The sequence below is a fragment of the Laspinema palackyanum D2c genome, from assembly GCF_025370875.1.
GTDB lineage: Bacteria > Cyanobacteriota > Cyanobacteriia > Cyanobacteriales > Laspinemataceae > Laspinema > Laspinema palackyanum.
In genome coordinates, this window is record NZ_JAMXFD010000007.1 from 234,678 (window position 1) to 252,751 (window position 18,074).

Sequence of the window (18,074 nt, forward strand, 5' to 3'; positions counted from 1 at the left end):
GATTCATCTTGCGCTTTCCATCTCCCTTCCTAGGCCCTAGGTCACGAAAACTGCTTCTCTTTTGGAATAGTCCAGAAGCATTGAAGAGTGAGGGTCAGACCCTAACTTTCTGAAATTTTCTCCCTCCCGGGAGGGAGAACGCGGACAGTCAAACGATCGCAGGTGGTGGGGTTTAGGATTCTCCAACCCAAATCCCTAACATCGGTAAATCGGTAAGTAAATCGTTTGGATTGATTAAAAGGGTTTAGTTAGCGATTGAGCTATCTAAGCCCTATTTTAATAAAACCCTAACCCCCCTTTACTCAAAACGGGCAGATGAGGGCAAATTGCCGGAAAAGCAACTCTTGTTTTTTAAGAGGTTCCCGAACAAACCCGACTTTAATTAAACAACTCATTGAAAAATTTTTAACAAAAAAAAGGAACAAAAATGGTTAAATTTAAACAACTGTTGCGGCTGTTAAAACTGGCCTTTTCAGAATGGCAAAAAGATAATGCAGGGCGATTGGCTGCCGCCTTGGCCTATTATACCATTTTCTCCTTAGCGCCGATCTTAATTATTGCGATCGCCGTGGCCGCAGTCATCTTTGGTCAAGATGCCGCCCAAGGTGAAATTGTCCGACAACTTCAAGGCACGATCGGCACCGAAGGGGCAGAAGTCATCGAAACCATGATTGAGAATACCAGGCAAACCGGGTCAGGCATTTGGGCAACCCTGATCAGTTTGGGTTTACTTCTATTTGGGGCAACGGGACTCTTTAACGAACTCCAGGGTTCTCTCAATACGATATGGAACGTAAAACCCAAACCGGGACGGGGGATAAAAGGGATGATCCAAGACCGCTTTTTATCCTTTGCCATGATTCTAACCATTGGGTTTTTACTGCTGGTTTCCCTCGTCCTCAGTGCCGCCTTAGCTGCAATTGGAAACTTTTTTAGCCATCTAGTTCCGGATATGCTCATGGGGTTGTGGCAAGTGTTAGATTTCTTCCTCTCCTTTGGGGTGATTACGGTCTTGTTTGCCATGATTTATAAAGTCTTACCGGATGTCAAAATTGCTTGGACTGATGTCTGGCTAGGGGCGATCGTTACAGCCTTACTTTTTGTCGTGGGTAAAACTTTAATTGGTTTGTACTTAGGGAATAGTACGATTGGTTCCACCTACGGTGCAGCGGGTTCTTTAGTCGTTTTATTGTTGTGGGTTAACTTTTCGGCACAAATTTTATTTTTTGGGGCCGAGTTTACCCAGGTTTATGCCAACCGATATGGTTCGCGGATCGTTCCCACAGAAAATGCGATCGCCGTAGGGGATGAAAACCCCAATCCCAGTTAAAAAAAGAGCCATCAACAATTGAAGCGGTTAATTCTCGGGTTGATCCCATGCTGTTTTAGAACAGAATTCCTCTAAACGGTTACAGGGAGAGGATTTTCTCAATCTCTCTATCGATAGGAGTAGGGTGAAACTTACTCCCATAGATAGTTTAATTCAGTGGGGTTCACCGGATAGGCTGAAAGAGACTAAATAAGAGATTGAGGAAATACTCATGGATAAACAAAAAATGGATAACAAAGAAACCGTTCAGAATAAAGTCACGGAACCTGTAGAAGGGCCGGTGCATTACGATCGCGGAATCGTTCCGGCAGAAGTGGCAGCGCGGAAAGACCGTGAGGGTGACAAGTTTATGAAAGCACCCTCTAGCGCCGATGAGCCTCATGAAAATCCGGATCATACCCGCGATGGCTTTACCGTAGACCAAGAAGGTTTGGTGAATAACTATGCGATCGAACCTGAAATGTACATAAATGAGCCGGGTGACTTGCGCGAAAAAGAAGAAGCCCTCAAAGCAGAACGCGCTCGGGAATATGACGAAGTTCATGATAATGACGAGGAAGGGAAACTGACAATGGAAGGCGATCGCCGTGGAAAAGGTCCCGGCATCATTTAAGTCGCAATCGGGGAACCATTGTTTCCCCTCAATCGATAACTCTGCACTTTTCAAAACCCCAGTAAATCAGTTTAATCATTAGAGGAATAAGAATGACAGCTACCCTAGGAATGTCTGCCCAAAGTCAAAATCCGATCAGCGTCAATATCGGGATTGACGACAGCACCCGAGAAGAAATTGCTCAAGGGTTATCCCGCGTGTTAGCCGATAGCTATACCCTTTATCTAAAAACTCATAATTTTCACTGGAACGTCACGGGACCCCTATTTAGCACCCTGCATCTCATGTTTGAGGAGCAGTATCAAGAATTAGCCCTAGCGGTCGATGAAATTGCGGAACGGATTCGGGCTTTGGGGTTTCCTGCTCCTGCTACTTATGCAAAGTTTTCTAGCTTGACTTCAATTGAAGACAATGAGGGTATTCCCGAGGCGAAAGAAATGATTCGCTTGTTAGTGCAAGGGCAAGAAACCGTGGTCCGCACTTCCCGGGAAATGCTATCCCTCCTAGAGGAAGCCAATGATCAACCCACTTTAGATTTGCTGACCAAACGGATGCAAATTCATGAGAAAAATGCCTGGATGCTTCGCAGTATGTTAGCGGGTTAATTGTCGCCATTGACAAAATGGAAAGGGAGTGAGGCCATTCCGAGAAGCTGGAAAATGACAGGGCCTGCTCTCTATCGGGGAAATCGTTGCAGTATTAGGGAAAAAAACCGGGTTTCTTAACTGAATGGGTGCGAGTCGAGCAGAAAAGAAAGGTCCAGAAACCCGGTTTTTTGTCCTATTTATTAAATCCAGTGACGCCGGAGGGGGATTCCACCCCATTTACTGAAGATTAACCTAGGGTCATCTACAGGAACTCTCCCCTAAATTTTGAGGAGAGTGCCCCCCTTGGGAAGATATTTTAATCAATTTTGGAGGCTTTTTATGAAGTTTACTCATTTATTCAATAGCAAAAATCCGGGATTATTAGGCGTAATTTTTAGTAGCCTCTTGCTGGGAGCCGTTGCCTTCCCCATTGCCAGCATGGCTCAGAATACTCCCACTGAACAGAACGAATTACAGGCTCAGGCCCAACCGATGCCCCTACCCCAGAACGTGCAAATGCCCGTAGCTTATGTGCTGCCGGAAAATGCGCCAGTTGCGGTAGAAATTATCAATCAAACGAATACGCCGATTACCTACGAGGCGATCGGGGAGACCCGCGATCGCACCCTGGACGGGGGCGATGAAGCAATGCTGATGGATCTGCAAATTCCCTTAACCGTCACTTTTGAGCGACCCGATGGCGGACTGATTCAAGCCCAACCGGAAATTATTGCACCGGGAGAGATTCGGATTTATCTCACAGAAGCCAACAACTTAGACTCGGACATCAGCAACATGAGGATTGAGCCTAACGGTAATATGTACCTCTACTAAATCTCACGGGCCGACCAGAGCGGAACCGAGGCCGGAGAAAACCCCGAGTCTTTTCTCCGGTAATGTTTCAGCCAATTGGTGATCGCCCTTGTAGCGTCACACTTTTCCCCGATAGAGTCGAGTCCGTGGATAGGGCTCACCGCTGTGATATACCTCATCGGTCAATTCTTCCTAACCGAATAATAAACAATAAAGATAAAACCCAAAGGGCGTTTATCTCACTTTTTGATTGACACTGCAAACTGAATTAACTAAAACCTAACTTTATGTCTACAAACAACTCACACCCCACACCCCGAATCGCCATCCTGATTGAAGAAGGAGTGGAAGATTCAGAATTTAAAGTTCCTTATACAGCATTGCAACAAGCCGGGGCCAAAGTCTCTGTACTCGGGTCCGGCATGAATCAAACCTATCACGGTAAAAATGGGAAAGTCTCCATCAAACCCGATGGGACCACCACCGAAGCCCGCGCTCAACATTTCGATGCCGTGATCATTCCCGGGGGTGGCGCACCGGATAAAATGCGAACCAACCCCAACACGATCGCCTTCGTTCAAGAAGCGGCTGCCTTGGGCAAATTAATCGCTGCCGTCTGCCACGGGCCCCAAGTCTTAATCGAAGCCGACTTACTGCGGGGACGTCGTGCCACCGGCTTTATCTCCATCCGCAAAGATATGGAAAATGCCGGTGCCACCTATATTGATGAAGCCGTAACCACCGATGGTAACCTAATCTGCTCTCGGCAACCCGGGGATTTAGCCATTTTCACCACCGCCATTCTCTCCAGGCTGAATTTGAGCATTCCCGACCAATCCATGCCCGATCGCAACGACAGTTCAGCCGAATGGTGGCAACTTGCCGAAGCCTGGGGAGGATCAACCCGTCAGGAAATTATCGATGGATTAAATCAGGCAATGGCGGGCGAACGCTATAGCCAAGAAGCCTTTAAACAGTATGCCCACAACACCACCGATAACGCGACTCGATTGCTGCTGTTAGAGATTTGGGAAGAAAAAGTCAGCCATCTCGAACTGTTGGAAAGCCGCCTGCGAACCCTGGGAGAACAACTGTTTTTACCGGCAATGGCTGCTGGGGCCTTCGCTTCTTTAAGGAACGTTTTACCCGCTGAAGATGACTTGACCATTTTGCGTCACGCCTTGGGGGATATTCAAACCGGGGTGATCGACTGTTTCCAATTGCAAGTCCAGTTTACGGACCCTGTGTCCACGATGATTTTTAGTAGCATTGAACGGGACTTGGCTAAGGCAGAGCGTCGTTTGGCTCGGATGTACCAAGAACGGATCGGCTTGAGTGAACCGAAACCGGCGCAACCGACTACCCCCGTGGGAATCGTCTAAAATTCCAACGCAGAAAGGTGAGTGATGGAGGCGATCGCTCACCTTATTTGTAGTTACCGCTCTAGGACAGATGATAGGATAGCCAGCAAGATGTTTGTACTCCTTTAAATATTTGTACCTATAAATATCTCTACCCGACCAGTCCACCGAACCGCTCTATTCAGGATTTTTGCATAAAATGAGGACAGGGGAACATTAGAAAACCCTCTTCAATAATAGTCATAAAAACCGGAGATAACAAATGAAAACTGAACCCAATAATTTACAAACTGAACTCAAAGAACAAGAAGTCAAATCCAAAAACTCAGCCTGCCAACAAGTCGGTTCAGCAGTGGGAGATGTGCAAGAAACTCTTAATAAAACCGCCTTGGAAGTGAGTAAGGTGGCGGTGGATAAAGTGGCAGAAACCATCCAATTCGTGGGGGCGATCGCCCAAGGAGACAGTGGGGGAGTTGCCTTTGATATGGCTTCTTTAAGCGCAACCGCAGTAGAAGCCGCAGGAGTTGCCAGCCAGTGGGCCTCGGAAACGGGAAAATCCGTCACTCAAAATGCCTCTAAGACTGCCGAAACTGCGACCAAAGAATCGATGAAGTTGTTTGATCGCACCGCCCTGGAAACGGGAAAAGCCCTCTCATTTATTGGGGAGAACCCGGTAGTTAAAAAATTCGCTGAAGTCTTTAAAGCCCAATGGCTGCTGAATTTAGTGGGACAGGTGGATATAGACAAAGCTCAATCCCAAGTTCGCAAGTTGCAGCAAGAGTATCCTCATGAAAGCCCCAATGAGATTGCCCATCGGATCATGGTGGAGAAATCGCTTTATGCGGGGGGGATTGGATTCGTCAGTAGTATTATCCCAGGACTGGCCCTCGCCCTATTGGGGGTGGATGTGATGGCAACCACCGCATTGCAGGCAGAAATGGTTTATCAGATTGCTGGGGCTTATGACATGGATTTAAAAGATCCGGCGCGTCGCGGGGAAGTGTTAGCGATTTTTGGGTTATCCCTGGGGGGTTCAGCGGCATTAAAAGGCGGATTAGGGGTGTTGCGGAACCTGCCGGTAGCAGGGATGGCGATCGGGGCGAGTTCTAATGCGGTGATGTTGTATGGATTGGGATATGCAGCTTGTCGTTTTTATGAAGCGAAGACGAATCCGCTGACTCAGGAGGCGGCAACTCAAGCGTTAGAAGAAGAGAATCAGGAGTATTTGGAACGAGCGATCGCCCAAAAAGATGTGATGGACCGGATTTTGATTCATCAGATTTTGGCGTCTCGTCCAGATACCTCTTGGGCGGAGATTTTGCCGGAATTAAAGCCATTAAACTTTACTACGGAGTCATTGAAGGCGATCGAGGCGGAGATAGAGCATCCGGTCCCCTTGCCGGAACTGCTGAATCTGCTCGATCGCGATTTTGCCTATCCCCTGTTAGCCCAATGTTACCGAATTGCTCAAATCGATGGGGTAATCACCGATCAAGAACAGCAGGTGATGGAGGCGATCGCTAATCATTTCCAAATTGACCTGCAAGAGGTTCAGGCAATGATTAGCGCCCCATCACCGGAATAAAACCCCACCGCCTGGGGGCTTGGTGGTGAAAGCGGATCAGGACTTTAGCGAATTCTAGGAGGGAATCCGAATCTGTGGGCGGGGCAGTTGATGGACTGCCCCGACTCTCTATAGAGGGTGACCCCCCAGGGAGAGGTTGGGCCTCCGGTTGAAACCCGAGAACAACCCGATGGGAGATTACTGGTCCTCGTAGACCATTTGGGGTAAACCCATGCTGTAGTTTTGGACCCGGCTGTTGAGGTTATAGGAGAGTTCACCCTCTTGGAGGAGCGATCGCAAATAATACTCCAGATCCGAACCGATGCGGCGTAAATTGTACTCCGTTAAATCTTCCCCGCTGTAAGAATCAACCAGTTCATCAAACTTGCGGTAAACCTTCTGTAACGTCGGTTCCGGCCAGTTAAACTCATTGTCCGGATCCACATCAAGGGTTAATAAGTCTGGACTCGGAGCAAATTCGTTATCTTGCACCTCTGCCGTAAAAATCCGAATGTGACGGGTCGTTGACTTGAGCATCATAGCTAGTATGCCAGGGTAGTTAAAATCAATACAACATCAATTGTAAAGCGCCGCACAAGCCCCCGCTCAATCCAGCACCAACGGGAGAGACAGGTAGACTGTCCGAGGATGGGTCTGGAAGAATTCCGGATTAAGGGGTTGACAAGGGGGTTGTCCTACAGCCACAGTACAACCGAAGCCAATCCGGGCAAGCCTGGGAAAAACTCCTGACTCAACGGCGAGTTATAAAAGCCCTAAACGGTCAGAAAAAAGCTAAAATCGGACATTGGCACTTAGGTTGAGCGATCTAGCTTGAACCCGGGGTGACCTACTAGAATACAACTATCATCGATTGAGTCATCAATCTATTCCCCAAATGCTGCGCCCATAGTAAGGAGATCATATTGCCGACATTCGGCTGACTAAAACCAGCTTCCAGGCGCGAGGAATCCCCATGAACAAACCATCGGCCATAATCTACTGTCCCAACTTTACTTGCCAGTCTCCCAACCCGGAGACTCAAAAATTTTGTCAAAAATGTGGCACTCCCCTGCCGAAACGCTACTTATGGGCAGTGGGTGGAACGGGTCGTCCCAGCTATCAACCGGGGGATATCTTAGCCGATCGCTATTGGGTTAAGGAAGATCAGATTCTGGTCGATACCAAACCCGGAGTCTTGCCGGAGATGCCCGTCGAGATTCCCGGGGCGCTCATTCCCTATCTCAAACTGTTTCCCCTGCGATTGCACGTTCCCCAGGTTTATGGTCGATTGCCGTCGAAAGGGAACGACCCGAATCGGGATATTTGGTTACTAGAAGAAACGGCGATTTATCCGGAAGGGACAATGGTGGCGGTCCGCAAAGGGCAACCCCCGGAAGCAGTTCATGCCCAACTGATGCCGTTACTGACGGACTCCTGGGCAGATGCCTCGCCGATGCGCCAGCTCAATTGGTTGTGGCAGATGGCTCAACTGTGGTATCCGTTTAAAAAGGAAGGGGTGGCCCAGAGTCTGCTGAATCCGGGATTGCTGCGGGTGGAAGGGTCCTTGCTGCGCCTGCTGGAATTGCCACGGGATGCCACAACACCGGACCTGTCTGAACTAGGTCAGTTGTGGTTGAGTTTGGCCAAAACCGCTCATCCGGCGATCGCCCCCTATCTGGAACGACTCAGCCAGATGCTAACGATGGGAGATGTGCAAACCCCATCGCAATTGACGGAGCTGTTAGACCGGGGTTTAAGTCTGTGTGGAGAGCTTTATAAGCGCACCTATTACATTGCCACCGGGACCGATCGCGGGCCGACTCGTCGCCGGAATGAAGATGCCTGCTATCCCCCCAGTGGGACCAGCCGTGCCACCTCAGATACCAGTGGGTTAGCGATCGTCTGTGATGGCATTGGGGGACATGAAGGGGGGAATGTCGCTTCTAATTTGGCGATCGAAACCTTACAACAACACCTGGAATCCCTTGTTTCCGAGAATACCCAGAGCGCTCCCCACCGGATCATCGAGCAGATCGAATCTGCCGTGGGGATTGCGAACGATCGCATCGCCAGTCGCAATGATGAAGAACAGCGCCAAGCTCGCCAGCGCATGGGTACCACCTTGGTCATGGCCTTGACCCATCGCCATGAAATTTATATCAATCATATTGGGGATAGTCGCGCCTATTGGATTACCTCAACCGGATGCCGCCAAGTCACCTTAGATGATGATGTCGCTTCTCGGGAGGTCCGTTTGGGGTACTCCCTGTACCGGGATGCCTTACAACAAGGAGCAGCCGGGTCTTTGATCCAGGCATTAGGGATGGGGGCTTCCTCGGTGCTTCATCCCACGGTCCAACGTTTTATCATGGATGAGGATAGCGCTTTCCTCCTCTGTTCCGATGGATTGAGCGATAATGACCGGGTGGAGCAATACTGGGAAACGGAAATCCTGCCGATTTTATCCGGGGAATTCCCCGTGTTGCGATCGGTCACCAAGTTAATCGATATTGGTAATTTTCATAACGGTCACGATAATGTCACCGTGGGGCTGGTTTACTGCAAGGTAGAACCCATTCGGTCTGCCGGACTCGACCCCCGTTTGTTGGTAGCACAACTCCAATCAGTCCCCCCTGCCGAACCCCTAGAAGACTCTCAACCGACGCTTTTCCCGAAGAAAAATCCCGAAACTCTCAAACCCGAGGATGCCCCGACGGAGTTGAGACCCTCTCCACAGCCCCGACGTTCCAAGTTGCCAATGTTACTGGGAATCCTGTTGTTGCTGGGCCTCGGCGTCGTAGCGGGTTTAGTGCTCACCGAGGAGGGATGGCAGAATCTCAGCAAGAATTTACCCGGGTCGCCGCCAGACAACTCGAACCCCACGGATCCCGTCACCGACCCCCTCCCGATGCCGGACATCTCCGAGCGGGCCACGATAGAACCCGGGCAGTACCTGCAACTGAGGCGTTCTTCCACGGCTCAAGGGCCAGAGAATGGGGAATTGGTCTTGTTGAAGCAACAAGGGGAGGCTATCCCGGCAAATCAATTGGGTTTTATCCCCAGTGGCAGTGTTCTGTTGGTGATGGGCAAACAACAGGCCGTTAGCGATCCGGATGCCTGGGTCCAAGTCCAAGTTTGCTCGACCCCAGAACCCGTGGGATCAGTGGCGGCTGCACCGGCTCCAGTTTCTGGGGTTCAAGGGGCCTCTGAACCCGCCAGTGAGGATGCTCCCCCACCGGCAGCGCCACCTCCTGTAGGGGTCCGACCGAGCAATATGGGGTGGATTTCAGAGAAGTTGTTACTTCCCCAGGTCCAGCCGAATGTCGTCCCAACTGCTACAGAACAAGGGGGATGTATCGAGGAACCCAACCCTCAGCCCTTTGAAGTGCGGTAACCGGGGATTTTTGGCCTAAACCGGGGCGATTCCCCTTCGGGATCCCCCTGGGCTGAATCTCCTGTTAGAGGGTGGGGAATCCCCTTGTGAACAGTTGGCGGATGATGCAATTTTCCCCGGGTCATGGCTCCCTGGTTAGAGAGCCGGAATGTCGGGCTACCCCGGCTGTTTTTACCGAAACCTTATTCCGCTTATATAATCTATAAAATTGTGGGGAACGGCAGAAAATCAAGGCCCGATTTTGCCATCAACTCACATAAAATCTGTGGATTTAGACTGAGGCATCCCAAGCCAACAGTCGGGTTTTTTATTCGCTCTGGGGCTGCTTTCAAAGCCGGGTTGGTTCCTGAAACTCCGGTTTAATCTGAAGTCCGGTTGATCTCAAAAGGATTGAGAAGGATGGAGGGGGATGGCCATGAGGGAGAACCTATCTATGGGCTTGAACCATTCTGGGTTGAGGTCTTCGTTCCACGGATGTCAAGGCTGGGAACAGTCTATCTAAAGGAATATGTTACGGTATAAACTGCCGTGAAAGTACCGGCCTACTCTCCGAGTCAGGGGAGAGTTTGGATGACTAGAATGTAGGGGTAAGTCAGGGAGTCAGATCCGTTAACAACAGCGCCGGGACTGGCATCAGGGAACAGTCACATTGGGGAAGCATCAACAAGGGATCCAAATTGAACCCGCTGATCGTTCTGAATCCAGGGAGTGCCATCGGAGGCGATCGCCAGATCAGGGAGATGCCCGATTCATCCCTTAACTCCCAACGGCGATCGGGTTGGAGACAGTTGATTCGGGTGTGGGGTGAGGTGCAATGCAATTAGGATGGGGATGGAGACACCCACCCCTACAAAACCTCCAGAAAATAGGACATTTTCAGGTGAACGTGGGAGGATGCTCATTCCCCAGTAAAACGATTCATAACCTCGATGCTTTCGGGCGTCGAGAATTAGACATCGATGCCAAACATATCGAGGCAACTATGCCAAAAAAGCCGAAAATACCCTGGAGTCGCTATCTTCCTGCTGCCATCATCTTTGGAATGGGGGTTGGACTGTCTGTAATCGGATTCACGGTGGTATGGGAGTGGGAAAATCGGCGACGAGACTATGAATTAAGTCGGAGCATTGACGGTTTAACGGGTCGATTGCAGCAGCAACTTGACGCTGACTTGGAAGTTATTCGCACGATTACAGACTTCTTTCAATCCTCGCAAACTGTCGATCTTGACTCCTTTGAGCAGTTCGTGCAACGTCCCCTATCAAACCCTTCTACCGTGTCTCTCGTTGCCTGGGTTGAGCGGGTAGAGGATGCCGATCGCGACGATTACGAGGAGCGGATGGCGATGGAAGGGGATACGAATTTTGGGATTACACAACCGCTCACCCCAGGCCGTTTTGTCCAGCGCGATCGCCTTGGCGAATACTTTCCTATCTCCTATATTGCCCCCCTCCCGGAAAACCCCAATACCCCCGGCTGGGATCTCGCCGCCAATCCCACCTACCAAGCGGTACTGAAACGAGCGGCACAGATGAGGCAATTGGTGGTCAGTGAGCGCTTAGAGTGGCAAGTGGGTTCGCGATCGCAACTGGGATTTTTAGCGGTTCACCCCGTCTACGAGCAGGGTATCCCCACGCGCTTTACCCTCGCTCAGGACCCCGAACCCAGTTCGGAAGCCGTGAAACCCTTGCTCGGCTTTGTCGTAGGGTGGGTGGAGGTGGACAATCTGTTTCAACTCGCTGGAGCCAGAGGCAACCAGTTCAACTTGTACCTATGCGATGAAACTCCAGGAACAGGGACTCCCCCGGATTCCCGTCAACCCTATCCCTTGCTCACTTTACTTGAATCCACGGAACTCGTCACCTCAAATAGTGCCACGGAACCCTTTGTTCTGGATGTGCCCTCGGAATGTCCCCTCAAACCCCTAGAGAATCAGCGCAATCGCGGGGGTGGCGTCATAATCGCCAACGGGAACGAAGGTGCGATCCGGCGAGAAATCAAGGTCAATGGCCGGATTTGGGCCTTCTATATCTGGCCCACGGATGAATATCATGCATCGCGCAGGCACTGGCGTTCTTGGGCGGTGCTGATTATTGGCTTTTTGTGGACCCATATTCCGGTCACCTATCTGCTGACTTCAGTCTCTCGGACCGCTGAAATTGAAGCTTTAGCCTTAGCTCGTGAGGAACAAGCGGCCCAGTTGCAGCAAGCGTTTAAGCAATTGGAGGTGGAACAAGCTAAGTCTGAGCGCCTATTGCTGAACGTTTTGCCTAAGGCGATCGCTGAACGTCTCAAAGAGGATACCCAAACCATTGCCGAAAGTTTTCCGGAAGTGACGGTCTTATTTGCCGATATTGTCGGCTTTACTAAGTTAGCGGCAAGGATTTCCCCCACGGAATTGGTGCAACTGCTCAATGAAATCTTTACCATATTTGACCGCCTCGCGGAAAAACACGGGTTGGAGAAAATTAAAACGATTGGGGATGCCTATATGGTGGTGGGGGGTCTGCCGGTGCAACGCCACAATCATGCTTCTGCGATCGCAGAAATGGCCCTGGATATGCAAATAGAAATTCTGCATTTTAATCGTAAATGTCACGAATCTTTTGCCATGCGGATTGGCATTCATTCTGGACCGGCGATCGCTGGGGTGATCGGAACTCACAAGTTTATCTACGATCTCTGGGGGGATACGGTGAACATTGCCTCTCGCATGGAATCTCACGGGGTTCCCGGACGCATTCAGGTCTCTAGTACGACCTACTCTCTTCTACAGTCTAGTTACTGCTTCGAGTGCCGAGGCCCTATCCCCATCAAAGGAAAGGGGGAAATGCTCGTCTATCTACTCACCGGCAGAAAACAAGAAGGCATCTGCAAGCCCCTCTTTGAGCTGCCCTTCGAGGAAGAGGTTTGAAACCCTCCCCGGTGTCCTTAGTTGATGGGGGAGATGGGGGAGATGGGGTCCATCTCCCCATTCCAAAAACCCGCATTCTCGGGCTTAATGGGGTTCAAACATTCAGTCTATTCCCCTCAAGGGTGAGTTTTTTGAGGGAGGATTTTATAAGTTTTGATAAAGGGTATAAATGGTTACGGTTTCCTGTCCCTAAAACCTGAAAAAATTGTTAAAAATCACCAAAAATATCGGGGAACAGAAACCTGACAAAAATCGGGACCTGAATTGGAACCCTGCCCAAAACTGGGGGCAAAAACTTGATAAAATTATGTAAAATAAAAACATCAGCATCAGATTGTTTCTCCTTCGAGGCTGTTCGGGGTGTATTTAAACTATTTTCAGTTGAGCGATCGCCTCCTTCAGTCCTAGGCAAAGGGGAGTTGATTGAAGTTGACCCCAAGTTGACATCAACTTCAGTAAACTTATCGAAATAGGTTGATAAAACTTAAACCAGTCAGGTGCAGAAAAAGACCGCAGGGGAGGAGGGAGTCTACTTGCCAGAGGAAAGAAATATCTAACAAAAGCCCCGAGGGGATTTTCAGGCAAACACAAAGAGGTTTTCTTAGTCAATCCGGCCAATTTTGAGTCAATGGAGCGCCAGCAACAAGCAAATCAAAGCCGCCCAAAGCAGTCGCGGCCTAGTCCAGAACATCGAGGTGTTTGAAAAGTCAGCCATGAGTAAAACGAGCGAGACCGGGAACCGATGCGAGTCCAGTGTCAAAGTGGGAATATTGCACTCCCTAAGTGGGACGATGGCAATTGGAGAAGCATCCCTCAAAGATGCGGAACTGATGGCGATCGCCGAAATTAATGCTGCTGGAGGTGTACTGGGAAAACCCATAGAACCCGTGATTGAAGATGGAGCATCTTTACCTGCCCAATTCGCTCAAAAAGCTCGCAAGCTCATCCAACAGGAGCAAGTGGTGACGATTTTTGGGGGATGGTCTTCCGCCTCTCGCAAAGCCGTTCTCCCGGTTTTAGAGGAGTTTAATGCCCAACTCTGGTATCCGGTAGAATATGAAGGACTCGAATCTTCTCCGCACATTTTCTACACCGGCATCTGTCCGAATCAACAAGTGGAACCGGCCCTCACTTGGGCAGTCGCCACCAAAGGCAAGCGCATCTACTTAATTGGCTCTAACTATGTATTTCCCCGGACAATTAACAAAATTATCCGCGCCCATCTCAAACAACAAGGCGGAGAAATTGTGGGAGAAGAATACCTCTTGTTAGGGGAACAAGACTTTCGAGAGATCATCCCTCGGATTCAAGCGAGTCAAGCGGACTTAGTATTTAACACTTTAAATGGGGATAGTAATATCGCCTTTTATCACCAATATCGAGAAGCCGGAATTACCTCCGCACAGATTCCTATTCTGGCCGTTAGTGTGGCGGAGGATGAAGTGCGCCGCATTGGGGATGCAGCAACGGGACATTATGCCACCTGGAGTTATTTCCAAAGTGTTAATACGCCCCAAAATCAAGAGTTTGTCAAAAATTTTCAGGCCCGTTATGGAAAGAACCGGGTAACCAGTGACCCAATTGAAGCGGCCTATACCCAAGTGTATTTATGGAAACAATCTGTAGAAAAAGCCGGAACCTTTGATGTGGAACAGGTGAGAAAAGCGGCCTACAATCAAACCTTTGAATCACCCGGGGGTTTGGTGCGGATTGAGGCGAATAATCATATCTGTAAAACCTGTCGAATCGGAGAAGTTTTACCCAATGGACAGTTTAAAATTGTCTGGGAAACGCCTCATGCGATCGCCCCTCTGCCTTGGTTAGGGATAGAAACTGTGAGTGGGAGTGTCTCTGCGGTGGCGATCGAGATGTTGGGGGAGGTGTCCCAGGCGATTCAATATAGTTGCCAAATGGAAGAAAAATCCCGTCAGTTGGAGATGGCAATGGCGGAAGTAAAAGCTACAAATGAACGTTTAGAACGCACTCAACAGGAACTGATGGCCTCGGAAACCCGGTTTCGAGAACTGCGATCGCGGGTGGAACTCCTCAAGCGCCGCCTCTCTAGTCAAATTCATACCTCATTAAATATTGACACCATTTTAAAAACCGCCGTCAGTGAAATTCGCCATCTCCTCTCCATTGACCGATGTCAGTTTTTATGGTACAATACTGACTCCAATCCCCCCAATTACGAACCGAGTCAGGAAGCGCGGGACCCCAAGCAGCCCCAGGATTTTACCGATAACCCTCTAGCAGAAATTCCCGCCCTGGGGAAGGCTCTGCAACAGCTTCAACTCTTGCAACTCGACGACCTGTTCGCCGATCGCCACCTTGACCCCCAAAGTCGCGACCTGTTACAAGCGCGCTCTATCCGCTCGTTACTGGCCGTAGCCGTCCAAACCCATTCCGGACAAAAAGGTGCCCTGGTCTGTCTGCATGGCAGTTCCACTCACCCTTGGAGTGAAAGTGAGGTAGAGTTACTCCAAGATGTATCTATACAAATTGCGATCGCCATCGATCAGGCCAAACTCTATGACCAAAGCTGTATTACCGCCACTGCCGCTAACGCCCAAGCGGCCAAGCTCAAAACTGCCCTGCATGAACTCAAGCAGACCCAGGCCAAACTGATCCAAACCGAAAAAATATCCAGTTTGGGTTCTTTAGTTGCGGGAGTCGCGCACGAAATCAATAATCCCGTTAATTTTATCTATGGGAATCTCTCTTATGCCACTAAGTATCTCCAAGAGTTGATGCAACTCTTAGGACTCTACGAAAAATACTATGGGGAACCCCCCGATGAGATTCGCGCCTACCGGGAGGAAATTGAAGTGGACTACCTCTTGGAAGACCTGCCGCAAATGATTTCCTCTATGCGAGTGGGTGCTGAACGGATTGGGGAATTGGCCCGATCGCTACGAAACTTCTCCCGGGCCGATACCGGGGAACTGAAAGTTACCGACATTCACGAAGGGTTGAAAAGTACCCTGTTAATTCTGCATCACCGCCTGAAAGCAAATCCCTATTGCGGGGCGATCGCCACCATCGAACAGTTTGGCGATCTGCCCCTGGTCGAATGTTATCCGAGTCAACTCAATCAAGTCTTTATGAATGCGATCGGGAATGCGATCGATGCCTTAGAAGAGATGACGGGCAAATGGAACACCCACAATTCTGCCGAGGGAAATGGACATCACTTAGAGAATGGTCATCGCCAGGGGAAGAAAACCGCACGGGGAACCAGCGAGATGTCATTATCGGACCTGGATTTTTCTCAATCTCCCCTTCCCGTGTATCAATTACCCCTGCCCACGATTTGGATTCGCACGGAAGTCGTGCGGGATGAGGCTGTTGCCATTCGAGTAGCGGATAATGGACCCGGGATGACACCGGAAGTCAGACAGCAGCTCTTTGAAGCCTTTTTCACGACCAAACCGGAAGGCAAAGGAACAGGTTTGGGACTGTCGATTAGCTATCAGATCGTAGTGGAACGGCACGGGGGGTCTATTTCTTGTATATCTGAGCCGGGTCAGGGGACTGAGTTTCGGATTGTGATTCCCATCCGGCAAGGGGATAAAGTGCGAGCCTCGGATCCGGCGATCGATGCGATTCCATCTTTGATGGGGGGAGCCAGTTAATCCGCCTTGCAGTTGCTGGAGGGCCAGAAACCGAGGTCATTTCGCCAAGGGTCCGGACTTAAGTGCGATCGCCGAAGGGAGGTTTGAAGATTTTTTAGGGGTTAAAAAAATTTAACAAAAGTTATGTAAAAAATACATAAATTAACACAAAAAACAGCATGAGCAGGGAAAGTCTGTAACTTCAAGTACAAACTCATTCCCTGAATCGGCCTAAAAAAGATTTAGGGAAAAAAAGCGATATTTATGAGATGTGGAGTCAAAAGCCGTGTTCGGTTTGACCAACTGTTTTGAGATGGCTGAGATCCAAACTATGCGAGAAATTAATGCAGCAGTAGTCAATATCAGTGGTCGCCAGCGGATGCTATCTCAACGCACCGCCCTGTTTGCCTTGCAATTGGAACGGTCTGAGACCGCCGAAGAGAGAAAACAATGGCGTTCGGCATTGCAAGAAACCATCACCCTCATGGAAGAATCTCATCATGGGCTACTCTATGGGGATGCCGCCTTGCAATTACCCGGACATCCCTCTGCAACGGTCAAATCCATGTATTTTGAACCTCCGATTGATTTGGATCGGAAAATTACAACCTATATTGCCGCAGTCCACCAGGCGATCGCCGCTTCGGATCAGGGGGAATTGACCCGGGACAATCCCCATCTGCGTTACATCCTGGATGCAGCAAGTGGGCCGTTGCTCGATGACTTAGATGCCATCGTCAGTCAATATCAACTGGAAAGTAACCGCCAACAAGAGGCGATCGCCCGTCAGCAAGCGGAACTCTATCGTCAAAGCCAAATTGCAGCCACCCTCGCGAGGTCTCAAGCCGATGAATTAGCACAAGCCCTCGGGGAGTTAGAAAACGCCCAAGATCGCCTGATTCAAAGCGAAAAAATGTCTAGTTTAGGCCAACTCCTAGCCACTGTCGCCCATGAACTGAACAATCCCGTGAGTTTTATTTATGGCAATGTCAATCATGCGATCGCCTATGTTCAAGAACTGCTACAAATCATCGAACTGTATCAACAACAATCTCCCCATCCTAGCCCCAGGCTAGGTGAATATCTCGAAGAAGTTGATTTTAATTTTATTAAAAATGATTTACCCAAAACTTTGTCTTCGATTAAAGTAGGTTCGGATTCCATGCATCAGTTAGTGCTATCTTTGCGTAATTTTTCCCGGAAAGATGAAGCCGTCATGAAACCCGTTGATATTCATGACGGCATCGAGAGTACCCTCTTAATTTTACGAAATCGCCTCAAAGCCAATGGTAAAAGCAACGCCATCAATATTGTCAAAGACTATGGGGAAATTACCCCAGTTGAAGGATTTCCCTGTCAGCTCAATCAAGTGTTTATGAATTTAATTGGAAATGCAATTGATGCGTTGGAAATGAAACGGGGAGATTGGGATGAGGGAAACGAAAATTGGCAATTAGAAGAAGCAGCGGTGGTATCCTCGGACCTTTCCAGTGCGGATGAGTTTGTTCCCACGATTCACATTCGCACTCACATCAGCGAGGGTGAACGGGTGGTGATTCAAATTTCAGATAATGGCGCGGGCATGAGTTCGGAGGTCCTCTCCTCCCTATTTCACCCCTTTTTTACGACCAAACCTGTCGGCAAAGGAACCGGGTTAGGATTGTCCATTAGTCATCAAATTGTTGTGGAAAAGCATGGGGGTCAAATTCACTGTATTTCCACCCCTGAGCAGGGGACAGAATTTTGGATAGAACTGCCCGTCCAACAAGCTTGCCGAGGTCAAAAGGTCCTACAAGGTTAATCTAAAAGGCTCTTCAGGACTTGTGGTGATAAATTTATCTAATGAATGAGGAGTCCGACGTACCAGATTAGAAGCTGAAGCCC

General features: G+C 49.5%; 12 protein-coding genes. 11 read left to right on the forward strand and 1 reads right to left on the reverse strand.

Annotated elements, in window-relative coordinates:
* Positions 1-427 precede the first annotated feature (427 nt).
* The 6 genes from NG795_RS11745 to NG795_RS11770 all read left to right on the forward strand — a co-directional run bounded on the left by NG795_RS11745 (position 428) and on the right by NG795_RS11770 (position 6,289).
* Entirely contained in the window at positions 428-1,330 is a 903-nt protein-coding gene (locus tag NG795_RS11745; protein WP_367288856.1) for a YihY/virulence factor BrkB family protein, read from the forward strand.
* Positions 1,331-1,541: 211 nt separating this feature from the next.
* Complete coding sequence (locus NG795_RS11750; RefSeq protein ID WP_367288857.1) at positions 1,542-1,943, forward strand: hypothetical protein; 402 nt, start codon at positions 1,542-1,544, stop codon at positions 1,941-1,943.
* 92 nt (positions 1,944-2,035) lie between these two features.
* The gene (locus NG795_RS11755; RefSeq protein WP_317619205.1) at positions 2,036-2,548 is read left to right on the forward strand and encodes a Dps family protein; all 513 of its coding nucleotides are present in this window, start codon (positions 2,036-2,038) and stop codon (positions 2,546-2,548) included.
* A 321-nt stretch (positions 2,549-2,869) separates the two neighbouring features.
* Positions 2,870-3,364, forward strand: a complete 495-nt coding sequence (locus NG795_RS11760; protein WP_367288858.1) for a hypothetical protein — start codon at positions 2,870-2,872, stop codon at positions 3,362-3,364.
* A gap of 266 nt (positions 3,365-3,630) precedes the next feature.
* Positions 3,631-4,725, forward strand: a complete 1,095-nt coding sequence (locus NG795_RS11765) for a DJ-1/PfpI/YhbO family deglycase/protease (protein WP_367288859.1) — start codon at positions 3,631-3,633, stop codon at positions 4,723-4,725.
* Positions 4,726-4,966: 241 nt separating this feature from the next.
* Positions 4,967-6,289 carry a hypothetical protein gene (locus NG795_RS11770; protein WP_367288860.1) on the forward strand — a complete coding sequence of 441 codons (1,323 nt, stop codon included), beginning with the start codon at positions 4,967-4,969 and terminating at the stop codon, positions 6,287-6,289.
* A 177-nt stretch (positions 6,290-6,466) separates the two neighbouring features.
* On the opposite strand, the gene NG795_RS11775 is transcribed toward NG795_RS11770, so the two are convergent.
* A complete protein-coding gene (locus NG795_RS11775; protein WP_015150128.1) occupies positions 6,467-6,808 on the reverse strand; it encodes an NAD(P)H-quinone oxidoreductase subunit M in 342 nt (113 codons plus the stop codon).
* A gap of 433 nt (positions 6,809-7,241) precedes the next feature.
* Here NG795_RS11775 and NG795_RS11780 point away from each other — a divergent pair, with 433 nt between their 5' ends.
* The 5 genes from NG795_RS11780 (at position 7,242) to NG795_RS11800 (ending at position 17,991) form a co-directional block, all read left to right on the forward strand.
* Entirely contained in the window at positions 7,242-9,662 is a 2,421-nt protein-coding gene (locus NG795_RS11780) for a protein phosphatase 2C domain-containing protein (RefSeq protein WP_367288861.1), read from the forward strand.
* A 677-nt stretch (positions 9,663-10,339) separates the two neighbouring features.
* Positions 10,340-10,486 (forward strand): hypothetical protein, encoded by a 147-nt coding sequence (locus NG795_RS11785; RefSeq protein ID WP_367288862.1) that lies wholly within the window; start codon positions 10,340-10,342, stop codon positions 10,484-10,486.
* Complete coding sequence (locus NG795_RS11790) at positions 10,477-12,576, forward strand: adenylate/guanylate cyclase domain-containing protein (RefSeq protein ID WP_367288863.1); 2,100 nt, start codon at positions 10,477-10,479, stop codon at positions 12,574-12,576. Before NG795_RS11785 ends, NG795_RS11790 begins: the two co-directional genes overlap by 10 nt.
* A gap of 713 nt (positions 12,577-13,289) precedes the next feature.
* Complete coding sequence (urtA, locus tag NG795_RS11795) at positions 13,290-16,211, forward strand: urea ABC transporter substrate-binding protein (RefSeq protein WP_367288864.1); 2,922 nt, start codon at positions 13,290-13,292, stop codon at positions 16,209-16,211.
* A 310-nt stretch (positions 16,212-16,521) separates the two neighbouring features.
* The gene (locus NG795_RS11800; protein ID WP_367288865.1) at positions 16,522-17,991 is read left to right on the forward strand and encodes an ATP-binding protein; all 1,470 of its coding nucleotides are present in this window, start codon (positions 16,522-16,524) and stop codon (positions 17,989-17,991) included.
* Positions 17,992-18,074 lie beyond the last annotated feature (83 nt).